Origin of the sequence: Helicobacter sp. 13S00477-4, from assembly GCF_002272785.1 — a bacterium.
Classification (GTDB): Bacteria; Campylobacterota; Campylobacteria; order Campylobacterales; family Helicobacteraceae; genus Helicobacter_J.
Genome location: NZ_MLAS01000012.1, coordinates 38981 through 58977, shown reverse-complemented (window position 1 = coordinate 58977; position 19997 = coordinate 38981). Strand labels below are relative to the sequence as shown.

Annotated in this window: 28 protein-coding genes; 2 read left to right on the top strand and 26 right to left on the bottom strand. The window is 35.0% G+C overall.

The genetic code is table 11. The annotated features are described in order from the left end of the window. Positions 1–34 precede the first annotated feature (34 nt). From BKH44_RS06920 to BKH44_RS06910, 3 genes are read right to left on the bottom strand one after another with little or no spacing between them, the layout of a single operon-like run. The gene (locus tag BKH44_RS06920; protein WP_095271667.1) at positions 35–940 is read right to left on the bottom strand and encodes a contractile injection system protein, VgrG/Pvc8 family; all 906 of its coding nucleotides are present in this window, start codon (positions 938–940) and stop codon (positions 35–37) included. Next, positions 924–1139 (bottom strand): phage tail protein, encoded by a 216-nt coding sequence (locus BKH44_RS06915; RefSeq protein ID WP_095271664.1) that lies wholly within the window; start codon positions 1137–1139, stop codon positions 924–926. The genes BKH44_RS06920 and BKH44_RS06915 overlap by 17 nt, the downstream gene beginning before the upstream one ends. Further along, positions 1136–1525: a DUF1353 domain-containing protein gene (locus BKH44_RS06910; RefSeq protein ID WP_095271661.1), complete on the bottom strand. Its 390-nt coding sequence runs from the start codon at positions 1523–1525 to the stop codon at positions 1136–1138. Before BKH44_RS06910 ends, BKH44_RS06915 begins: the two co-directional genes overlap by 4 nt. A gap of 33 nt (positions 1526–1558) precedes the next feature. On the opposite strand from BKH44_RS06910, the gene BKH44_RS08840 reads away from it, so the two are divergent. Further along, entirely contained in the window at positions 1559–1717 is a 159-nt protein-coding gene (locus tag BKH44_RS08840; protein WP_180674141.1) for a hypothetical protein, read from the top strand. 99 nt (positions 1718–1816) lie between these two features. Here the strand turns inward: BKH44_RS08840 and BKH44_RS06905 are convergent, their stop codons facing one another. The 9 genes from BKH44_RS06905 to BKH44_RS06860 all read right to left on the bottom strand — a co-directional run bounded on the left by BKH44_RS06905 (position 1817) and on the right by BKH44_RS06860 (position 9732). Next, the gene (locus tag BKH44_RS06905) at positions 1817–2320 is read right to left on the bottom strand and encodes a hypothetical protein (RefSeq protein ID WP_095271660.1); all 504 of its coding nucleotides are present in this window, start codon (positions 2318–2320) and stop codon (positions 1817–1819) included. Beyond that, positions 2317–2580: a GPW/gp25 family protein gene (locus tag BKH44_RS06900; protein WP_180674140.1), complete on the bottom strand. Its 264-nt coding sequence runs from the start codon at positions 2578–2580 to the stop codon at positions 2317–2319. The genes BKH44_RS06905 and BKH44_RS06900 overlap by 4 nt, the downstream gene beginning before the upstream one ends. Next, entirely contained in the window at positions 2577–3053 is a 477-nt protein-coding gene (locus tag BKH44_RS06895; protein ID WP_095271655.1) for a phage baseplate assembly protein V, read from the bottom strand. Before BKH44_RS06895 ends, BKH44_RS06900 begins: the two co-directional genes overlap by 4 nt. Positions 3054–3062: 9 nt before the next feature. Continuing rightward, the gene (locus BKH44_RS06890) at positions 3063–3257 is read right to left on the bottom strand and encodes a hypothetical protein (RefSeq protein WP_095271652.1); all 195 of its coding nucleotides are present in this window, start codon (positions 3255–3257) and stop codon (positions 3063–3065) included. Between the two features lie 493 nt (positions 3258–3750). After that, complete coding sequence (locus BKH44_RS06885) at positions 3751–5469, bottom strand: terminase gpA endonuclease subunit (protein ID WP_095271650.1); 1719 nt, start codon at positions 5467–5469, stop codon at positions 3751–3753. A 1-nt stretch (position 5470) separates the two neighbouring features. Beyond that, the gene (locus BKH44_RS06880; protein ID WP_095271648.1) at positions 5471–6010 is read right to left on the bottom strand and encodes a hypothetical protein; all 540 of its coding nucleotides are present in this window, start codon (positions 6008–6010) and stop codon (positions 5471–5473) included. After that, a complete protein-coding gene (locus BKH44_RS06875; RefSeq protein ID WP_095271646.1) occupies positions 6007–6528 on the bottom strand; it encodes a hypothetical protein in 522 nt (173 codons plus the stop codon). The genes BKH44_RS06880 and BKH44_RS06875 overlap by 4 nt, the downstream gene beginning before the upstream one ends. A 352-nt stretch (positions 6529–6880) precedes the next feature. Further along, complete coding sequence (locus tag BKH44_RS06865; protein ID WP_095271640.1) at positions 6881–9217, bottom strand: phage tail tape measure protein; 2337 nt, start codon at positions 9215–9217, stop codon at positions 6881–6883. Next, positions 9214–9732, bottom strand: a complete 519-nt coding sequence (locus BKH44_RS06860; protein WP_095271639.1) for a hypothetical protein — start codon at positions 9730–9732, stop codon at positions 9214–9216. The genes BKH44_RS06865 and BKH44_RS06860 overlap by 4 nt, the downstream gene beginning before the upstream one ends. Before the next feature lie 75 nt (positions 9733–9807). Between BKH44_RS06860 and BKH44_RS06855 the strand changes: the two genes are divergently transcribed. Beyond that, a complete protein-coding gene (locus tag BKH44_RS06855) occupies positions 9808–10659 on the top strand; it encodes a hypothetical protein (protein ID WP_095271636.1) in 852 nt (283 codons plus the stop codon). Positions 10660–10856: 197 nt separating this feature from the next. Here BKH44_RS06855 and BKH44_RS06850 read toward each other — a convergent pair whose 3' ends face one another. The 14 genes from BKH44_RS06850 to BKH44_RS06790 form a co-directional block, all read right to left on the bottom strand. Beyond that, positions 10857–11117 carry a phage tail assembly protein gene (locus tag BKH44_RS06850; RefSeq protein ID WP_095271634.1) on the bottom strand — a complete coding sequence of 87 codons (261 nt, stop codon included), beginning with the start codon at positions 11115–11117 and terminating at the stop codon, positions 10857–10859. Positions 11118–11188: 71 nt separating this feature from the next. Next, entirely contained in the window at positions 11189–11398 is a 210-nt protein-coding gene (locus BKH44_RS08725) for a hypothetical protein (protein WP_257842618.1), read from the bottom strand. Continuing rightward, positions 11364–11666 carry a hypothetical protein gene (locus BKH44_RS06845; protein WP_095271631.1) on the bottom strand — a complete coding sequence of 101 codons (303 nt, stop codon included), beginning with the start codon at positions 11664–11666 and terminating at the stop codon, positions 11364–11366. The genes BKH44_RS08725 and BKH44_RS06845 overlap by 35 nt, the downstream gene beginning before the upstream one ends. Next, entirely contained in the window at positions 11666–12139 is a 474-nt protein-coding gene (locus BKH44_RS06840; RefSeq protein WP_095271629.1) for a glycoside hydrolase family protein, read from the bottom strand. The genes BKH44_RS06845 and BKH44_RS06840 overlap by 1 nt, the downstream gene beginning before the upstream one ends. Further along, entirely contained in the window at positions 12136–12453 is a 318-nt protein-coding gene (locus BKH44_RS06835) for a phage holin family protein (RefSeq protein ID WP_095271627.1), read from the bottom strand. Before BKH44_RS06835 ends, BKH44_RS06840 begins: the two co-directional genes overlap by 4 nt. Then, a complete protein-coding gene (locus BKH44_RS06830; RefSeq protein ID WP_095271624.1) occupies positions 12453–13013 on the bottom strand; it encodes a hypothetical protein in 561 nt (186 codons plus the stop codon). Before BKH44_RS06830 ends, BKH44_RS06835 begins: the two co-directional genes overlap by 1 nt. Before the next feature lie 149 nt (positions 13014–13162). Beyond that, positions 13163–14626, bottom strand: a complete 1464-nt coding sequence (locus BKH44_RS06825) for a hypothetical protein (protein ID WP_095271623.1) — start codon at positions 14624–14626, stop codon at positions 13163–13165. Continuing rightward, a complete protein-coding gene (locus BKH44_RS06820; protein ID WP_095271620.1) occupies positions 14619–15707 on the bottom strand; it encodes a hypothetical protein in 1089 nt (362 codons plus the stop codon). The genes BKH44_RS06825 and BKH44_RS06820 overlap by 8 nt, the downstream gene beginning before the upstream one ends. Beyond that, positions 15708–16202: a phage tail protein gene (locus BKH44_RS06815; RefSeq protein ID WP_095271619.1), complete on the bottom strand. Its 495-nt coding sequence runs from the start codon at positions 16200–16202 to the stop codon at positions 15708–15710. After that, positions 16202–17230, bottom strand: a complete 1029-nt coding sequence (locus BKH44_RS06810) for a baseplate J/gp47 family protein (protein WP_095271616.1) — start codon at positions 17228–17230, stop codon at positions 16202–16204. The genes BKH44_RS06815 and BKH44_RS06810 overlap by 1 nt, the downstream gene beginning before the upstream one ends. Continuing rightward, the gene (locus tag BKH44_RS06805) at positions 17227–17610 is read right to left on the bottom strand and encodes a hypothetical protein (RefSeq protein ID WP_095271615.1); all 384 of its coding nucleotides are present in this window, start codon (positions 17608–17610) and stop codon (positions 17227–17229) included. Before BKH44_RS06805 ends, BKH44_RS06810 begins: the two co-directional genes overlap by 4 nt. 302 nt (positions 17611–17912) lie before the next feature. Further along, positions 17913–19001, bottom strand: coding sequence for a phage tail sheath family protein (locus BKH44_RS06800; protein ID WP_095271612.1), 1089 nt, complete (start codon positions 18999–19001; stop codon positions 17913–17915). A 9-nt stretch (positions 19002–19010) separates the two neighbouring features. Beyond that, on the bottom strand, positions 19011–19520 hold the full coding sequence (locus BKH44_RS06795; RefSeq protein WP_095271609.1) for a phage major tail tube protein: 510 nt from the start codon (positions 19518–19520) through the stop codon (positions 19011–19013). 285 nt (positions 19521–19805) lie between these two features. Beyond that, positions 19806–19994: a hypothetical protein gene (locus BKH44_RS06790; protein ID WP_095271607.1), complete on the bottom strand. Its 189-nt coding sequence runs from the start codon at positions 19992–19994 to the stop codon at positions 19806–19808. Between the last annotated feature and the right edge of the window lie 3 nt (positions 19995–19997).

The window sequence follows — 19997 nt, the reverse complement described above, 5'->3', positions numbered from 1 at the left end:
ATTATCATTTTTGATAATAAAAATCAAGTGCAATTCACCCAAACTCCACAAGAATCCGCCAGCCACTTGAGTCAATACTATGGCTCACTTTGTTGATTACATATTGTCCTTCTAGCTCTTTATCCCCGCTTAGTTTTAAAAGTGTGCCTGCATAAATGAGCCTACCTGCTATCTCTAATGTGCCTTTCTTTTTATTGGATTGGATAGATTTGAATAAGCCTTGTGCTTTTTTGTAAGCTTCATCATCACTCTTAGAATGCAAGTATCGCTTCAAGACAGGCTCACTTTTGCCAATCTTTATGGTTTTGCCCTCATTAGATTGAGCGTTTTGATAGCTAACCTCTACAGACTGATAAAACATCTTCGCATAGCTCTGTAGACTCACACTCACGCAATCAGAGGCATTCAGTGATATGGAGGGCTTTTTTTCTGAAGCCTTTTCTAGGAAAATCAAAGTATCGTTTTTGATACATTGTGTGAGGTTAAGCTCTTTGGCAATATGATAGCAAAGCGAGCTATCAGATTGATTGATTTGGTCGATATGGACAATCTCATCCATGCGTTTGAAGTCTATCTTTAAAGTCAGGTTATTTTCTTTAGCGATAGATTGTAGTATCTGCTTGTAGCTTAGCTTATCAAAACTTCTATTTTTCCTCATCCTAAAATTAGAACTATAATCAATACTAGAGCAATCACACTCATAACTAGATTTATAAGTATAAGCGATAGAAGCAATGCTAAAGCTACCGATGAGATGATTATCTATATAAAATCTGACTTTATCTTTGAGCTTAGGGGTGATGGTTGGAAAAATCTTGATTTTGAGTGTATCGCTTTGGTCGCTTTCAAAATCTTCATAAGCAATAGAGACGATCAAATCACTGATGTCTTTATCATTCAGGGTTATTTTGAACTCACAAGATTTATATATCGATTCCATACAATCCCTCTGCAACTGATAGCTCTTGAATTGCAATCGGTTTGATCAAAACCTCATCACCTGAATCTAAAGTATCTTTGAGTAATAAGTGATGATTTTTCATCATAAACTCATCATAAATTTTTTGGTCAAACTCCATCCCATAATGTTTAAAAAAGATACTATCAAGCCGCTCTCCTTGCGTGGCAATGTATTTCATAAAAATCCTTTTAATTTCTTTTTGAATGCTAAATAATACGCATATACCCTCACCCCGCCAAACAAAACCAAGCGATGATACAAAGAGACTTTTTTAACCTTCATCGCTTCATTAAAAACCTCATCACAATAATCCCTGCTGACTTTCCCCAAATGATAAAGCTCACAGAGATAATCGTGCAATACCGCTGGCTTACTATGCCTACCTATGGGACTCACTAAGATTCTAAATACAAATGGCACAGAGGCGAAATCTGATTCAAAGCCATTAGGCACTTTTATCACCTCATCATTGTCCTCTTCTCTGTAATAATCAAATTCTTCACTCACCAACAAATTGCCATTGTCTAAAATCTCCCCTTTTAAAGGTGTCATAAAACTACTCATCACTCAACTCCTGTTTTTTGATATAATGTGTTTATGAATGAGCTTTTTAAAAATATTGGATTAGGGTTGTTTGTAAATGGAACATTTGCTATCCTTAATGGTGATTTTGGGATAATGCCCTCAATCATCACATTAGGCAGTATCTTTATAATGTATGCTTCAATCAGACTCCAAAAAAGGACTAAACAATGATAGGTCAAGTTATTGTAACTATTTTTACACTCACTTTGTGTGGTTATCTTGCTTATAAACTTTATAGAATAAAAGATAAAAAAACTCATCATTAGGGTTTTACTCATCACTCAACTCCTGTTTTTCTCTTTCTTTGGCAATTTTTTCTTCTATCTCTAAGGCTTGTTGGGTATAAATATTTGGGTCTTTGAGTTCTTTGAGTGTGTTTTCAATCTCATTTTCTAAGGCAAGATACATCACATCATCTATTTTAAACCTTCTTTTGAGTTGGTGAGGGATAGAATAAAGCTTGTTTGAAATCGTGATAGCAATATCTTCTAGCTCTTTAGCGACTTTTTCTATAGGGATAAGCTTGCCTAGTTTCTCTGCTAACATCACTTCTTTTAGTTTGGCATCGGCTAAATCTTTCCTTACCCTTGCTTCTTTGCCATCTGTAGTGGGTGTTTCAATAGAGATTTTATAATAGATATAAGCTTGGATATTCTTATAAGCATCCCAGCAATTCTTATCTTCTTTTGATAAGACTTCTTTTTTTTCAAGATTATAAATATGCCTTTCTGTAAGCCCTAAAAGTTCTCCTAACTCTTTTGTAGAGACAATCAAATAGCAATCCTTAGATTTGTATTGATAATGATAGAGAGATTAGAATACTCTTTACTTACCTGAATGCTTTCTATCACAAGGCGAGGTTCAAAAATACTTATCTGCTCTCTTATCTCTTCAATCATAGAGGCTTCTAGTTCTTTTGAAAAAGGCTTGTCAATCCACTCATAGCTCAAGCCATAGTTTGGGTTGAGTGGGAGGGTGTATTTTTTGGTTTTAAAGATTCTATTGATATTTTCTTGAATGCTTAGTTGTTTCACAATATTGCCTTTACTTTGCTACTCCCTTGCTGATGAGGACTACCTGTAAAAGGGCAAATGCTTTGAGTCGTGATGAGTCCCCCACCCCCGCTATCCCCTAGATTGATACTATCAGCTTTGATACTAGCTTCCTTACAGATGATATGAATGCTTGCTTTGGATTCTATCTTTAGGGTATGGCTTGTAGAGTTATAGCTTAGGGTTGTCCCATCAGGATAAGTGATGTTTTCTTCATCAGGGGGATTAGCTAGATTAGCAGCAGGAAGAGAAAATGCTAGATAAAGGCTAGAGTCTTCAAATCGTATCACCAATACAGACTCTCCTATCACAGGCGGGACAAAATGTTTGTTAAATGCTCCAAAGCTACCCATATGAGTCATAAAATCTGTTTGAGTGCCTAAGATATTGACCTTGACTTGATTACCCTGCATCTCTATGATAGAGCCGATGTAGATTTTCACTTCCCCAAACATCATTATCCTTTAATAGATTTTTCCAATCCCACTTTGTGCATTCGCAGTCCCTGTAGTCTTGACTTCAACAATGGCTTCTGTTTGAAGATGGACGATAAGGCACTGAGTGATTGCATCAATGAATAATTTATTTTCAGGAGTGATTTTCAAACCTTTGATTTTGAGATAGGTTTGTATTTTTTCAGATAATTTTGTTGGGTTCATTGGGTATCCTTATTAGTTTTTAAGAATATTGCTAGGTGTTTTGCTGTTTCAATCATAGCACTCATAAAAATCCTTATTCCAATAAATATAATCTCATATTCTAACTCTTGATTTTTGGAGGGTATGTGTATTTAGGTTAAAAAATAGTTTAATACCATTTTAGAATCATCATTTAAAATAATTTATAATCATTTGAAATCATCTACAATCATTTTAGTTTATTTACTTTTTGTTTATATTTTAATTTAAATGAGGTTTTTATGAAGCATAAAAGAGGGTTAGATATTGAGAGAGGGCTAAAAACCCTCTTATCTTGAGATTCAATATACCTTGCTTATTAATAAACAAAGTAGTATAATAATCATCAAGATATTGCTCAATATCTTAAGTAATGACATTTTCATCACCTCTTTTCGAGGTCATAAATTTGCCAAGAGGTCTTGACCCTCTGGCAAAACCTCACATAAATCATACAATAAAATCAATCCTTATCTTAATTTTGCTTTCCTTTCAAAGTCCAGACATCTAGTTTTTTCAGCTTAGCTCCCAAAAGATTCAATACACTAATATCTAATGCCTCATTCCTCTCCCTTAACTTCTCCCATTTATAAACACTATAGCCTTTATCATTTTTGGTTTTGACTAATTTTTCTGAAGTGAGTTGATAAAAATACTCTAAGCTATAGTTTTGATTGTAGTGCTGGTATCCTGCTCCAAAACTTTTGGTTTGAAGCAGCCTAAAGATTTCAGATTTTCCTTTATATGTCCCTACAGAATAAAGCCATATGTCTTTTAATTTTTTGGGTTTGTTGACAAAATCTTTTTTAGTTTCTCCCTCACTAGCTCCCTTAGTAGCTACAAATCTCCCCTTACCCATCTTGACAAATTTATAAACTTTTTGTGTTTCAAATCCACTATCCACAAGCACAATGCTAGCATACATCCGCCTCCCATTGATGGTGCTAAACATCTTTTTAGTAGAGACATAGGCATCATCCCATACTTTGGGTAGATTGGGATCACCTTGTAAAATCAAGTATTCTATCCCCCAGCTTTCAAATCCAAGCCCCCATCCCCTGAACTCCATCTCAATCCTATCATGTTGAATATCTACACCACAAGTGATAAACATTACCTCATCAGGGAGAGTGCTAGCGGTATAATTTTCTCTCCTTGCATAAAGCTCATTTTCTTCAAACTTAATGCTTGGTGGTTCAAAAGACTCAGCTTTGATCGTATTGGTAAAGACTTGGAATTTTTGCACATTGTCTTTGGATTCTAAAAAATCTTTTATTATATCTTTTAGCGTAAAAAAGGGACTATAAAGGGCATTGAGATAAAAGCCTGCTATTTTTGAAGTGGGATTTTTTGCCTCCCAACTGCCTTTAGAGACGGCATTATTCTTCTCACTCTCACTCCACAGACCCCCACATTCAATACAAGCATACCCCACACTTTCCAAATCATGACTTCCATCTTCTCTTTGACTCCATTTGATATTTTCAAAAGATAGTGTTTGAGAAAAGCCACAATAAGGACAAGGCACAAAATAAAAGCGTTTATCACTTGCTTCAAATTCCCTCTCAATACTGCTATGTCCTTTGATAGTTGGCGTGGATACTTTTATGATTTTCCTATCATAATAAGTATTGGTTCTTTTTTGTGCAAGGTCAATGCTATGCCCTTCTTTGGTATTTTCACACCTATCGACCTCATCGACTATGAGGACTTTGATAGGCTTTGAAGCTAGCTTTGAGGGTGAGTTGCTACCCACTAAAGCGAGGTTACCGCCTTTGAAGTTTTTGATAAGGATTGTATTGCTAGCCTCCCTATCATTGATAAGCTCATCTAGCACTTTTGTATCTCTAAACATCGGTGCAAGCCTTCGCTTGGAATAATCCTCTGCCATATCTTCAGAAGGCAATAAGAAAAGGATAGGGCTAGGGTTTTGGTGGATATAATAGCCAATGGTGTTATTGAGTATTTCAGATTTGCCTAGCTGGGCTCCCCACATCAATACCACTTCCCTGATATTAGGGTTAGAGATAGCATTCATTGGTTCTATCTGGTAACTCAAAGCTTCAAATCTCCCAAACAATGCTGAGCTTTCTTTAGACAAGACCCTATATGTGTTACTCCATTCTGTGAGGCTTAGCTTTGGTTTGATGAAGATAGATTTAGCAAACGCTTCAATCAATGGGGATTTACTCATTTCACCTATCCAACTCCTTCATAAAGATTTCTTTGACTTTAGGCATTAGGCTTTGAGACTTTTCTTTAGCTATTTGACAAAAAGGCTTAGAACTCAGAGGATATAAGAGTTTTTGAGTTCCAGAAAAGCTCGCATATGCCTTGCTTGATTTTTTGTATTCAAAGTTTGGATTTTTCATATGCTTAGAGTTTTCTCTTATAGCGATGAATTCTCCTTGTTTATCTCTATTTTTGGCTATAAAATGCCCGTTTAGAAATACCTTGCTAGATTGATTGAGTTTGACATTCACGCCTATGATTTTTCTGCCTTGCATGACTTTGGATTTCTTGAAGTGCTTGATACTCACTCTTCCGCTAAATCCTAAAATTGAAGCTTTTAGATTATAAAGAGAGGCTTTTTTTATCATAGTGAGGGATTTGATTTTTTTATCTGGCAAATCAAATCCTTCCCTGATAGCCTTAGCTTGTTCTTTGGCTACTTTGATTATAGCTTTATTGAGGGATTTTTGTATATGCTTGCTTAAATCTTTTTCTAAGCTCACAATACCACTCCTTCAATGCTTAGCTCTTTACAATAATAGCTCACTCCTCGCTCAGTAATCATCACCCAGTTCTTCTTGGATTCACTCAGCCTTTGGATAAGGATTTTTTTAGGCTTTTCAGAGAGGATAGATAGTTTGAGAGGTTTGGCTTTTTTGACCAGCTCTTTAAACCCTTCAAATTCACTCATTTGTGTGATGAGGATTTTAGCTTCAAAGCTGATAATCTCTTCATTGCCTCCTATCTTTTGATAGATTGGTTTTTTGATTGTTTCAATCTTCTTGATACCCATATTCAGAGTCGTGGTTATGGACTCGATATTTTGAGAGACTTTGAAGGCAAATCTATCTATTTTAATGAGTGTATCTTTGCTCTGAATGGATTTGTATTCCTTAAAAGGGTCTTTTAGCTCTTCTTGTGGTTGATTTTCTAGTTCTTTTTGCTTTTGTCTTTGTTTTTGCACTTCAGATTCTAGCTCTTTTCTTGGGTCTGTTTTGGTTGTGCTAAAAATATTTTCCATTATTTTTCCTTTTTATGTTAAAATTCTGTTTTAATGCTGTATTTAAGCAATACAAACAACAAGGATTGAATTTGACATTAATGGCAATAGCTATCATTTTTCTCTTCTTAGGGTTGTTCTATTCTCTGATAGTCATCTCTATGGAATTCAATAAACCACAAAAAGATAAAACCTTCTTGTTTTTTAAACACAGAGCCAAACAATGGAAAAATATCATTTTTGCCAATTTTTGCTTTATCATATTTACCTTTTTTTTATATTTGCATACCAAAAACATAACAGCAATTTATTTTACTTGCTTTTTTATATTTCTTTTTCTAGGCACTATTTTCAACCTCATTAAGACTTATCGCTACAAATCATCATCATAACTATAGCTATTGATAGCACTCACGATAGCTTGTGGACTTTGATTGGTATTGATAGTGATATTTTTATAGTCATTGATTTGTCTTGAGTTATCAGTTTGATTACTTTGAATAGAGCTTAACATTTTAGCTTTATTTTCATTTTGTTTAGCGATGACCTCATCAATGAGACCTTTATGAATGATAGAATTGGTTTGATTTGCATTCACATCAACCTTCTTATCCCCAATCCCAAAAATATCACCTATCCAACTAGTAATCTTCCCCACTGCTTCAAAAGTCAGAGTAATAATTTTTATCAGCCATTCAAAAGGCTTAGCTATCAAATTTATCACCTCGCCAATCACCTTACCCACTGTCAATCCAACTCGTGCAAAACCACTCAGCTCTTCTTGTGTGCTATTAATTTGCCCAAAGATTTTACTAAAAAGTGGAGCAAAAGGAGCAAAAGCGGTTTTAATTGACACCCATAAAGCAGAGAAAGTTTGCTTGAGTGGGGTGATGGCTTCAGATATACCTTCAAAAAATCCTCCAAAAAATGCTTTAATTGGTTTCCAAAATTTGTAAACAGTCAATGCCACGCCTGCTAAAGCCATACCAATCCATCCTATTGGAGTAGCAAGCAATGCAATACTAAAAGCACGAATACCAACAATAGCCGCCCTTAGACCTGTGCTAAAAGATAAAAAACCAATTTTCAAAAAGTTCAAGGCTTTTCCAAATATCCCTATTTTTCCTGCAATCAAGGAGTCTAAAAATCCAAATATCCTCTTTGTCGTCACCATAATACTTTTATTTAGGGTATTAAATCTAAGTTTTAGCCAATTCAAACTATCTCCAAAAATAATATTAGTCAAATTTGCCTTTTTAATAGTATCAGAATAGCTTATCATTGCTATTTTAGACTTTGTCATCATAATTTGAAAAGGATAAAATACAATTGTTTTAAGAGGATTAAAAGCCACTTTAATAAGACCAACACTTTTTACCAATGCAAGGATACCAACACTAAATCCAATAAATAATTTACTCCATTCATTGTTTTTTAAAAAGTTTGTCAATCCTCCTAATACACTCCTTGTCAAATCAGCAAGCCATTTTAAAGCAGGCACAAAGATACTCCCTATCTCATTTTTAAATTCTAGCCAAGCAGCCTTTAACTCAAATATACTATCTCCAAATCCATCACCTGCAGCTCTATCTACAGCTTTTTGTAAGGCTCCTGCAGAATCCTTACTTGATTCAAGTGCTTTTTCAAAAGCCCTCACTCCATCTTTTGCCGAATTGATATTATTTGCCATTTTCTTGCCAAAGATTTCAGATATGACTCCAAACCTCTCTTCATCACTAAGATCATTTAAATCTTCAAAGAGATTTTTGATAGCTTCTTGAGGATTGTTTTGTATATCTTCTTTTAGTTGCTCTGCATCTAGTCCCATTTTTGCCAAAGACCTTTTAAAGCCCTCAGTCGCATTATCAATATTATTGAGTTCGGTAAAAAATTTATTGATAGAACTACTTGCCTCAGAGCTATCAAGCCCTACAGAGAGGAATGAGGCAGATAGAGCAGATGTTTCCTTAGCAGACAAGCCAAATGCCTTAGCCCCTGCTAGAGTAGATTTAGTAACTTCTAAAATCTTTTTTGCACTTTGCTGGGTTACTTTTGACATAGCAGTGATTTCATCAGAAAAAACTTGTGTTTCTTTGACCCCCATACCAAAAGCTTTAGAAATACTTGAGCTGAGATTGACTGCTTCATCTTGAGATAGACCTAAGCCTATTTTTAGATTGATAGCATTTTGAGTAAAGTCTTTGAGTTCTGTTTTGCCTATGCCTAGCTGGGCAGATAACTCACTTATTTTTAATATATCATTAAGCCCTAATCCATTGGCTTTACCCAAATCAAACATATCTTTTTTGAACTTTCCAAGCTCTGAGTTTGAAAAATCAGCGAATTTATTGATTTCATTGATAGCTGTGTTAAAATCAAGACTAGCAGACACAGGGCTAGATATGAGACCTTTTATAGTGCTATATGTCCCTATAAATTGTGGGATTATATTTTTTAGCTGATTGGTAGCTTGGTCTATGTTGAATTTTAGTTGCACACTTGTAGCTTCTTTGATTTTAGCTTTTAGTTCATTTATTTCTGCAATAGGCTTATTTTTAGCTAATCCTTCCTTAAGTCCTTTGGTAGCCTCTTCTAATGCTTTTTTGATATTGATACCCAAATCAATTTTCATTGATTTATTGATAGCCTTGATACTTTTATTCAGTGCATCCAAATTAGCCTGTATATCTAATGTAACTCCTGTTTTCATTTTTTATCCTTTGTGTTGATTTTTTTATTATTTTGGATTAAAATTAACTTGATTAAATTAAAAGGTTTTAATATGTGGTTTCTTGTAAGTATGCTATGTTTCTTTTTGGTTATTTTTCTAATAAGAAACATGACTAAATTTTTAAACATTGAAACAAAAAAAGCAATATATATAGACTTTCCTAATAATTTTATAATGTTAATATATGCCTCAGCATTTATAGGGGGCATTCTATACTTTTTATCAGCTTGGATAGATGGTTGGGTGATTGATGTTAATAGCAAAATGTTTATAATAAGCATGGTGATGATGGGTTGGGGTATTGTTTTATTAGCTGGTTTATTCCTTTTCATGTTCTTTTTTACTCCTATCGCAATGATTTTGTTTTTTATTTTCGAACATTTATTTTTATTTTGTCTCCATTTATCAAAAGATGAACTCAGTGTTACAGAAAAGTGGGATTTATTTTCATAAAATACCCTAAAATAATTATCTAATGTAACTCCTGTTTTCATTTTTTATCCTTTGTGTTGATTTTCTGATAATTTTGGTGTAAAATATTTAAAACTTTTTGAGAAAAAGGAAAGCTTATGCAACTTGATTTGGGCGATTATCTCCTCATTAGTGCCATAATACCTTCTAATGATAGCTATTCGAAAAGTTTGGAAACAAAAGCACATAATGCAATCGCTGAGCTTAAGATTGCTACCATCAAATTTCAAATAGCTATGAATGATATTCTTCAAAAAGAAAATGAAATACTTGCTAAAAATATCAATGATTACAATCAATTTTTTGATGAGACTTATACTGAACTCCGCCCTAAGTTTCAAGAAAAAATCCAATCTCTTGATAATGGACTTCAAAAAGAACTTCAAGAGATTAAAACAAGCATTGAATCTAAAAAATCTGTCGATATTAATGAATTGGTAGAAACAAGAAAAAAGCAAAATGAGATAGTAAAAGAATACCTTAAAAATAAAATCAAGATAGCTAATGACATTGAACTTGATAAAAAAATCAGCCTCATTAATAAAAAATTTGAATCTAAAAAAATAACAAGCTTCATTAAAAAAATAAAAGCAAAGTTTTTTCAAAGAGCTATCTATGTTCAACAAATTAACCAATATACAAATATTGTTTTGCCAACCAATAACGATGAACCTAAAAAATCTATAACAAGAAGGCTTTGTATATACACTCTTAATTTTTTCAAAATCATTACATTTTACTATCCTTGTATATTTATAACCATAATTTTTATACTCGCTGGGAATAATGATTATGAAAAAATTATGGAAACTAGTGCTTATGGCTTGTTGTTTTTTATACCTGTTTATTGGGTATTGCTTCTGATCCAAAAAATAATGACAGATATTTTTGACAATGCTAATAAAGATGAATATGTTAATTGCTACAGATTCTGGGAGCAAATGATGTAATTGATTTTTAACTCTATCATAGTCTAATATAACTCCTGTTTTCATTTTTTATCCTTTGTGTTGATTTCTTCAAAACCCCTTCACTTCAAGTATTTCCTTAGCTATCCTTAGATAGTCCATAAACTCACTAAAACTCATATCCTTTATATCTGATAAACCAAAGTGCAAGGCATAGCCAATCAAAGCTATGCCCTCCCTTAGTCCTTTAGGTCAATACCTACAAATCCTTTCACACATTCAGATAACCTTAAAAACTCACCAAAAGGAAGAGCATTGATAGAATCTTTATCCAACTCCCCTTCAGTCATATCTATCAATAAAGACTTAATCACTTCAATATCATCTTTATTTTTACTATGAGCTGCATTGATTTGTAACAATGTAGGTTCTTTGAGTGTAATCTCTTGCCCATCCCTGAAAGTAAATGTTTTTACCTCTGTGTTTATTTTTAATGCCATAACTACTCCTTTTTATACTTTGTTTGATTTACCCTATGGGTTAAAAAGCCTTATTACTTGAATAAAGCCATTTAACGCATATGCGGTTCATTCCCTCTGCAAAATTCCAAATCCTTTGCTATCCCTTCAGAATAAATCAAGATGTTTTTAACATCTTGGGCTAAATCCCCAGTTTTGATAGGATTCTCCCTTTTAGGGATTTGGCAAGCTGTAGGGATAAACACTTCCTTAACCCTCACACACCCACTAAAGCATATGCTTGAAAGAATCAAAATACACATCCATTGCATCTTTTATCTCCTCTAGCTTACCTTCACAACCCTCTTCTTTAGGATGGATGACTTTATATTTGGTGATGATTTTTTCTTTTGATAGGGTCTTGATATAGTTTTTGGTATCAAGGGCTTGTTTTGCTATGGCTTGATTTTGCCTTTGGAGCAATTCTTTGGCTAGCTGTGCTTGCACACCCGTTTTTATCCGCACATAGATATACCCCTCAATAGCCAAAAATCCAAGAACTATCCCCGCCAAAATCACCCCTAACCTCATCAGGCATTCACCTCATCATTTTGTTTTATCTCCCTCATTGCTATTGCTAGCTTAGAAGCCCTGCTTTTGACTTGCATAGCCCAGCCACTATTTAGCATTTCTCTACTCGCACTCGCATAATCCCCACTATTGAGGGCTAAAATCATTTTTTTGAAAAGCAAGAGTCTAGGCACGCCCAAATTATAAGCCATATCCAAGACAATAGCTTGCCTATAAGTATCTAGCTTCTTAAACCAGTGGTATTTATTTAGCTCGTTTTCTAGCTTTTGGAGCTGATTTATGAGCCACTCTTGTGCGTCTTCTTTAGAATACCTGCCTTCATTAATAAGGATTTCCCTTTGTTCATCTTCACTCAAAGGATAAGCACTCAAGTTCCTCCCATAGCCTATGGTTTCAATATTTGCAGTATCTAAATAAGGCTTAGCACTAAAACCCTCATGAGATTTGATAAATTCTAATGCTTGCTTGTTCATTCCTTATCCTCTAATCCAGCCTTTTTCTTGAATACCCTTATCACCAGCCTAGCTATGCTCTCAGCACCCACAAAGCCCATCCCTCCACCAATCGCACAAGCAAGACTAGGAGGCAATCCATAAAACACAAACACCTCATACCCTATCCAAGTAATGAGCATAGAACTCCCCACTCCATAAACGATAAATTGAATCATCTTTGCCTTCGTATCAATGACTTCTTCAGAAATAGTCCTCATCACAAACAAGCAACCCACAAAAATCCCAATCACAGCCACAAACAAATAAGTCTTAATCAATTCAAGATAATTCATTATCTTTCCTCCTGCCTTGTGATATCCTCATAATCCTCCCATTTCACCCTCTTGATAGAATCTAAATCATCAAGACTTTTTACATATTCTTTCAACACACCACATATATAAATGATTCCACTCTTAGCTTTGAGTCCATCAGAATAGACTTGTTTTAATTGTTCTTTGGTATGAGGGATATTTTGTTTATCATCAGGATCAGAAGCTTTAGCACACCTAAAAAAGCTATCAATCCCAGCAATGAGCAATCCCATCAAATTAATCTGGTCTTCTTGTGCCATATCATAGATATAAGCACTCCCTAAGGCAGAAGATTGAAAGTTTTGTAAATATTTATCACAAATCCTATTGAGCTCTGAAGTCTTTTTGACTCTTTCATAAGACAATATCTCTTGTCTTTTTTCTTCATATTCTTTTGGCAAATCTTCTTGGATAAAAGGCTCATTTAGTTCTATGTCTTCTAAGGGTTGCACATAGATAAATCTTCCATTGCTATAGAGGGTTTTGAATTCCCCTTTGACCTCAGCAATCTTATCTGTGCTTAATTTGTATGTTTTCATTGTTATCTCCTTATTCATTTATTTTCACTTGCATTCATAGCGATTCAATCGCTTTGTTCCTAAAGTTCAGGGGGCGACTTGCCAATTCAAGCCCCCTTGTCCCCCTCGCAAAAAACTAATTAAAAAACTATAAGTTTTCATTATTTTCCTCATTTCAATATTTGGGGTTGTAAGATATTGCTAGTGATATTCAAATTACCCTCATAAACACTCCCACACCCATACAATCGCTCTCCATCACTAGCGATAAATGCCCTTTCACCCTCATAAAAAGAACAAACACAAAAATCAATGATCTTAGCTGGAAGGATTACAGGAGTCATAGCCCTTATAGGGCTAGTAGCATTACCCACACCCAGTGCTTGGGTTTGGTTATAGCCAAAGGCTGCGATACTGCCATTTTGATACTGGATATAATTAGCAGGATAGCGATACCCTTGCTTTTCAATCCGTTTTACTCCACTAGCAATCTTCTTACACCGACTATGAGCAGTCCTATCATCTCCCAAGCCCATATCAGCACATCCCCAAGAAAATAACTCCCCCTTATTATTTATGGCTAAAGCCACATCATAAACACCACCACCCTTAAACGCTATGATGTCTTTGAGTGGTAAATTGGATTCATTCAATATAGGCACAAAGGTATTCCTTTGATTGGCATCAGATTGGCTTAAATTCCACTGCCCGTTATAGCCTGCCCCCAATAATCTATTATCAGTCGTGATGATGAAAGTATTGCCATACCAAGTTCCATCATTATAAGTAGAATGATAAATTGTTTTAGCATTTTCAACATTGCTTACTAATGTGGGTGTATTCACATTATTGCTATGCCCTAGCCCTAGCCAACCAGTGCGATTATATCCCCAAGAAAAAAGCCGCCCATCATAAGTGATGGCATACACACCACCTGCCCAATTATTACCGATAAAAAAATCTGCTACATTACTCAAAGCTTGTAAAAATTTTGAGCAATCAATATTATTGCCAATCCCAAGCTCCCCATCAGCATTCCTCCCAGCTCCCAGAAGCCTCCCATCTTCTAAAAGCACAAAAGCAAATTGACAACCTGTGCTAAAGCTAGCAGAAGCAATTTTTTTTATCTTTGCAGGGAAACTGACTCTTTGGGGGATTAAGACATTATTGCTATGCCCTAGCCCTAAACAACCCTGAGCATTCACTCCCCACACCCACATAGCATCAGAGTCCTTTTCTTGAGCGAAAAAACTCCCATGCCCACCAACTACATCTATTATCTCTACACCATAAGGGATACCCACACGATAAAATCCAAAGCTAGCCACTCCTTTCCCAGCCCCGCTCCTGATAGCATCTCCTCCTGCGACCATTATGTCCCCATATTTGATAATATTGCCTTTGTTATCTTCATAAACTTCTTGATAAAAAACACTCCGATAGCCATTGACATTTTTCAAAAGCCTGATTTTTTTCTTTGAAGTATCTTTTAAAATATCTTGTGCGATTTGATTCAAGTCATCTTTAAGGCTTTCATTATAAGTTTTCAAAATCCCTAGACTATTTTCCACACTAAGAGTTTTCAACTCCTTTAATTCTTGGATTTTATTTTCTAAGTTTTCTAAATTATCCATTTTTAACTCCTATTAAATTTTTTAAATCCAAAGGAAAGCTTTTTATCCTCTCTCCTGCATAAATCCCCTCAAGATAGCTAATATGATTGACTTCTACATCATCGCTCCTCCCATAGATAGGGTTACTCATAGAAGCCTTAAATCCCACTTGATTATTTTTCCATCCATCTGTGCCTCCTTTCCATTGCCAGCCTGTGCTACCATTATTAAAAAACACTCCATTTCCAGTCAAACTATCATTCCCCCCTTGTATATCCCCTCTAATATCAGGCAAGCCACTTTCTTCAAATCTACCCACTAAATTCAAATCTAAAGTCCCTTTAGAATAAAGCCCTCCTTTTGGGATAGAAAAATACTCCCTCCCATCATTGCCTACGCACCCTAGTGTGAAATACCATAGCAATGGATACTCATCCCTGCTTAATCGCTCCCCCATCCCTACATAATCACAAGGCAGTGAGTTGCGATAAAAATAATTTTTCCTACCAATATCATTGAGCTTATCCATATTTGATTTAATGGCTTGGATTTGAGTATCTAGGTAGTTTTCCAAATCCAAAAGCAGCATTTTTAATTTGGCTTTGTATTTAAAATCTTCAAGCAAATCCTCAAATTTATCAACAAAATCCCTAAAAGGTTCAAACTCAGCCTCTGATATATAATCATCAGCCTTAAAAACCATCTCCCCACTCCTACCTTCTATAGAAGTTTTTAAAACAAAAGTCCCCCCAATCCCTTGCATTTTTTTAATCTTTGGTGTGAGTGCTAGCACAAAAATACTCTCTTCACTCACGATAGCTAGTGCATAAATGGTATTTTCTGAAGCAATGTCATAATCTAGGTTTACCTCAAAACACAAGCAGTTATTGTCATCAAAATAAGCCCTCCTCACATCGGTTTGGATAAAAGCATTTCCTTTGATTTGCTCAAGTGTGAGTTTTGAATCTTTTAATTTTGTTTCCAAAACCTCATCATTTGGATTTTTAGAACCAACAAAAAGGGCTTTTGTATTTTTTTCTTTGAGGGTTTGAAGTATTTGTTTTGAAGTCAAGTTATTTAGGATTGATTGGATTGTTTGCATTCATAGCCTCCATAAGATTGAATTTTTTAGCAAAATATCACATTGCAAGCAAGGCATTTCAAAATCAATCCCAGCCAAGCTAGCCCTCAAAGGCTTCGTTTCTTCTACGATACTTTTAATAGCCATTAATCCCTCCTCATCAATCCCATTATCAACATTAGCTTTGATAGAGAATTCAAAGGGTTTTAATTTATTATCTTCTTGAATGCTCTGGATAACAACCTCACCAAAAACCTTATTCAAACTAGTTTTTAAGGCTTCTTTGGTTCCAAGTCTTGATTTTGAAAGCATAGGAGTTTGAAGTATTTTTATTATTTGATTGAGGTTAAAACCTAAAATATTAATATCAAAAGTCTGTGCAATCAAAAAAGCATTTTGCTCTGTAGGGCTATAGAAGTTTTGATTTGTAAAATTTAGTTTTTCATTCACAAAATCCCCTAAAACCTCATCAATGATTTTGAGTTCTTTGAAGTGTGAGGGCAGGAGTGATTTCATCAAGCCTCCTTATCTATGATAGTTAGGTTTTGGAGTTTGAAAATCCCATTTTCCTCCATAGCAGGCAATGGCGAAACTTCAATATCAAGAATATCCAAACTCAAAAAGCTAAGAGCAATGATTTTAGATTCACTCAATCCCTCTTCAATCTCTAAAGTTTCAAACAACCCCCTGACTTGCTTATCAATATCAAAAATAATGCTAGAGATATTTTGCAGCGATTTTAATGTCAAAGTGATAGTAAGCTCTATGGGTATCTCTATGGCTTTGGTATAGATAATGGTATCTGTGAGTGGTATATTAGGTTCTATTGAAGCTTTTAGCTTTTGGAGTGCATCTTCAGAATTCTGTGTATAAATGACCTCAACCACACCTAAATCTTTGTGTTTGATTTTACTTTTAAGCACTTCAGGTATCGCACTATAGTATTGATAGCTTTTGAGATTCCCTGCTGTTGAAGGCTTGCTCAAAGAGAGTAAAAACCTCTTTTTGAGGCTTTCATCATCTTCTTTGCTTGCTTTTTGCACAAAAGCACTTAGTTTTTTGATGCTTGTGATGTAAATATGAGGGATTTCAAGATAAATCGTATCAAAATCCCCTTCTACTCCATCTTCTAAAACAATCTCACCCTCCCCTTTCAAGCCTTCATCAATGCTCAAATCTTGATTCAAAAACGCATTATGTCCTTTCATATCAATAAACTTAGTGCCTTTTGGAAGGTGCAGTGGAGTGCTAGAGCAAACCTCAATTTTTGCCATAAAAGGAGTGCCTTCAAATCTCTTAATCCCAGCCAATGCTACCAAAGAATCCAAAAACTCCCCACTGCTATAAGGGAAATAGTTTTGTGAAATGACAAAATTAATATAATTGATGTATTTGTTCAACCTGAACAAAAAACAATCCAGCAAAATAGCAAAATCATCACCCCTCAAAGGCTCATAATCAGGTAGCTTCTCTCTCAATTCACTCAAAATAATGTTTCGTTCACTCTCTATATCACAAGGGATTAAGAAATCAGGTAAGTTCATAGGCTAAATTCCTCACAATAATACCTCACACTAAAGTTCAAACTCAGCTGATGATAAGGGACATCTTCAAAATTGCTCTCTAAAGCCGTAGTCCTCAAACAAAATATAAAAGTATCTTTTGGGAGATTTTTAATGATTTTAAATACCTCTTGGGCTAAATCATACTCTGGACTCAAAGAGATAATAAAAATGCTTAGCTCACAATCATATTCCCAAGTCCCTGAAGCAGGTATGTTGACCTCTGATGAGTTTTCTTTGATGATACATACAGGCAAATCCTCTTTGTCATAAGTGTATCTTTGTGAATAATCAATACTTTTAAAGCCTACACAACCTAAAGATTGGGATAATAAACTAAGTAACTCTTCTCTTTTTGTCATTTTTATTCCTAAACTTATGCTATAATTGACTTATCTAAGCTGATTACTTAGATAAGCATTAAAAAGTGTGTGCCTTATAGTGAATCCCGATGAGTCCATTATGGACAATCGGGTTTTTTTTTGTAGTGGTGGGAGGGTGGGAATTCACTATAAGGAGTCCAAAAATGGACTTAAACATCCTTTTTGTAGTTCTATCAATGCTTATTAGCATTTTTAGAGAAGAGATTAGGGATTTCCTTAACCTCAAATAACTGCACACCACACACTTCACCTCAAAGGACTCATCACCCTTTGGGGTGTTTTTATATCTCTTTAACAAGCTCAGAACCATAATCATTAACTTTATAAATCTTATTGGTGATGTTTTTCATCAATGGCATTTCTTGGATTTGATGTTGGATATAGATTTTACCCTCAGCTATGGATTCATTGGTATTTAAATCCATTGGCACAGATACTTTAAAGCCCACAGCCACATTATTTGCCACAAGCTTGCGGTAAAATGCTTCCAAATCATCTACTACTTTTTTAAGGTAATCGCTCACTTGCTTATCAATAGCTTCAATTTGAGATTTTTTGATAGATTCAATGATGGTATCAAAGATAACCACACTATGAAGGCTTTTAAAATCACTATCCCTTACTTCTCCTCCCCAAGCCCTCAATCCACTATGACTAATCACCAAGCTAACCCCGACCCCTCTAAGCCTATCAGCCACACAATCCTCCCCACTGATGAACTCTACTTTATCCACCACTCCTATGATTCCATCAATGAGGCGATTAGAAAATGTTTGAGCAAAGCCATATTCAGATGCACTCATCACTTTGGCATAACTAGCAATGATAAAGCCCCCCAAAGGTCGCACAACTTTATCCAAGCGAGTTACCTTTTGATAAGTAATGATCGCTCGCTTGGATTGGAAATCTTTGAGTGCTTCTAAAATCTTATCTTCACTCCCCTCATCAATCTCAATTGCATAAATCGCTCCTAATTTATCCCCTACTCCTTTTAACTTTTCCCACACACCCTTATCTTTATTGTAGATTGAAGCAAGGATAAATTTAGGGCGATAGCCTGTGCTTTGTTCAGATAAAATCAAATCATCAATAGCTTTCAATACATCTTCAGCTACCCTATCTGATTTGATGAAGCTAGAAATGATAAGCGTGGATTCCAATCCAGCAGCTTTCAAATCCTCTAAAGTATCTTTGATACTTCCCTCTCCGACACAATCTATTGCCTCTTTGATAGAAGGGTAGTATTTGAGTCCTGTATTTTCTACTTTGACATCATCACCCACAATAGCAATGCTGCGTGTATTATTGATAGATATATCTGAACTGCTAGCGTTTTTAACTTCAATATTGATTCCATATTTTGCACCCATATCACCTCCTTATTGTATGTTTTTTCTTATTTCTAAGAATTGGTCGACTCCATTGATGGCATAAATAGAGTTATGCACATCATAAAGCAATGCAGGGACTTTATCTATTTGATAGCTAAACATATACACATTCATCTCCAAACTAAGCTCAGCTTCTTTGTTCATTTCAAACTTAGGCAACTCTAAGATTTTGATATTGCCATTGAATGTAGCAATGATTTGTGTTTCTTTTTTTACCATCCCTCCGCTAGAGAGGTTTGATTTGATATAGATTACTTGTGGGATATAAGCATTCAGGGTATTGAAATACACCATATCCACATTATTTAGCACAAATTTAGCATTCAGAGGTTTTAGCGTGGGTAAGACTTGCTCATATTTCCCTATGCTAGAGCTTTGTTCTATGACTTCTTGTTCTATTTTTGGGGGTTCAAAAGATTTCAAAACCCCCAAACAACCTACCCCATCTATAAATAGATTTCCCCCACTGAAAGCCTGTGCATTAAAGTTAAATGCCATTTTGATACTCCTTTTATTGATTTGTCTGGATTTAGCCTTGCTAAATCTAAGAGCATTCAAAGCGATTCAATCGCTTTGTTCCTAAAGTTCAGGGTTATTCACTCGTTCATCAACCCAGTTTTATTTGTCTTTTCCAAACCAAACCCAACTACTGACCTGACAGGCAAAAGGTCTAAGGGTGCGTGTTGGGGGTTTGGGGTTTAAGGGGATAAGGGGGCGACTTCGCAATTCAAGCCCCCTTGTCCCCTCTAATACAAGCTTATTCCAAAACTTTGCTTTGTCATCTTATTTGTCTTTTCCATTTATCTTCTTACTCTTAGTCTGAATAGTTTCTTCTTCTATAACCTCAATCACTTTATTTTTCACCAGACTCAATATATAGCCCTCATCTGTGCCTTTAGGGAAGTTTATGATTTCACCTTTGGCTTTGAATTCATTATTAATCTGTGTGTTGTATAAAACTTTATAATCCATCCC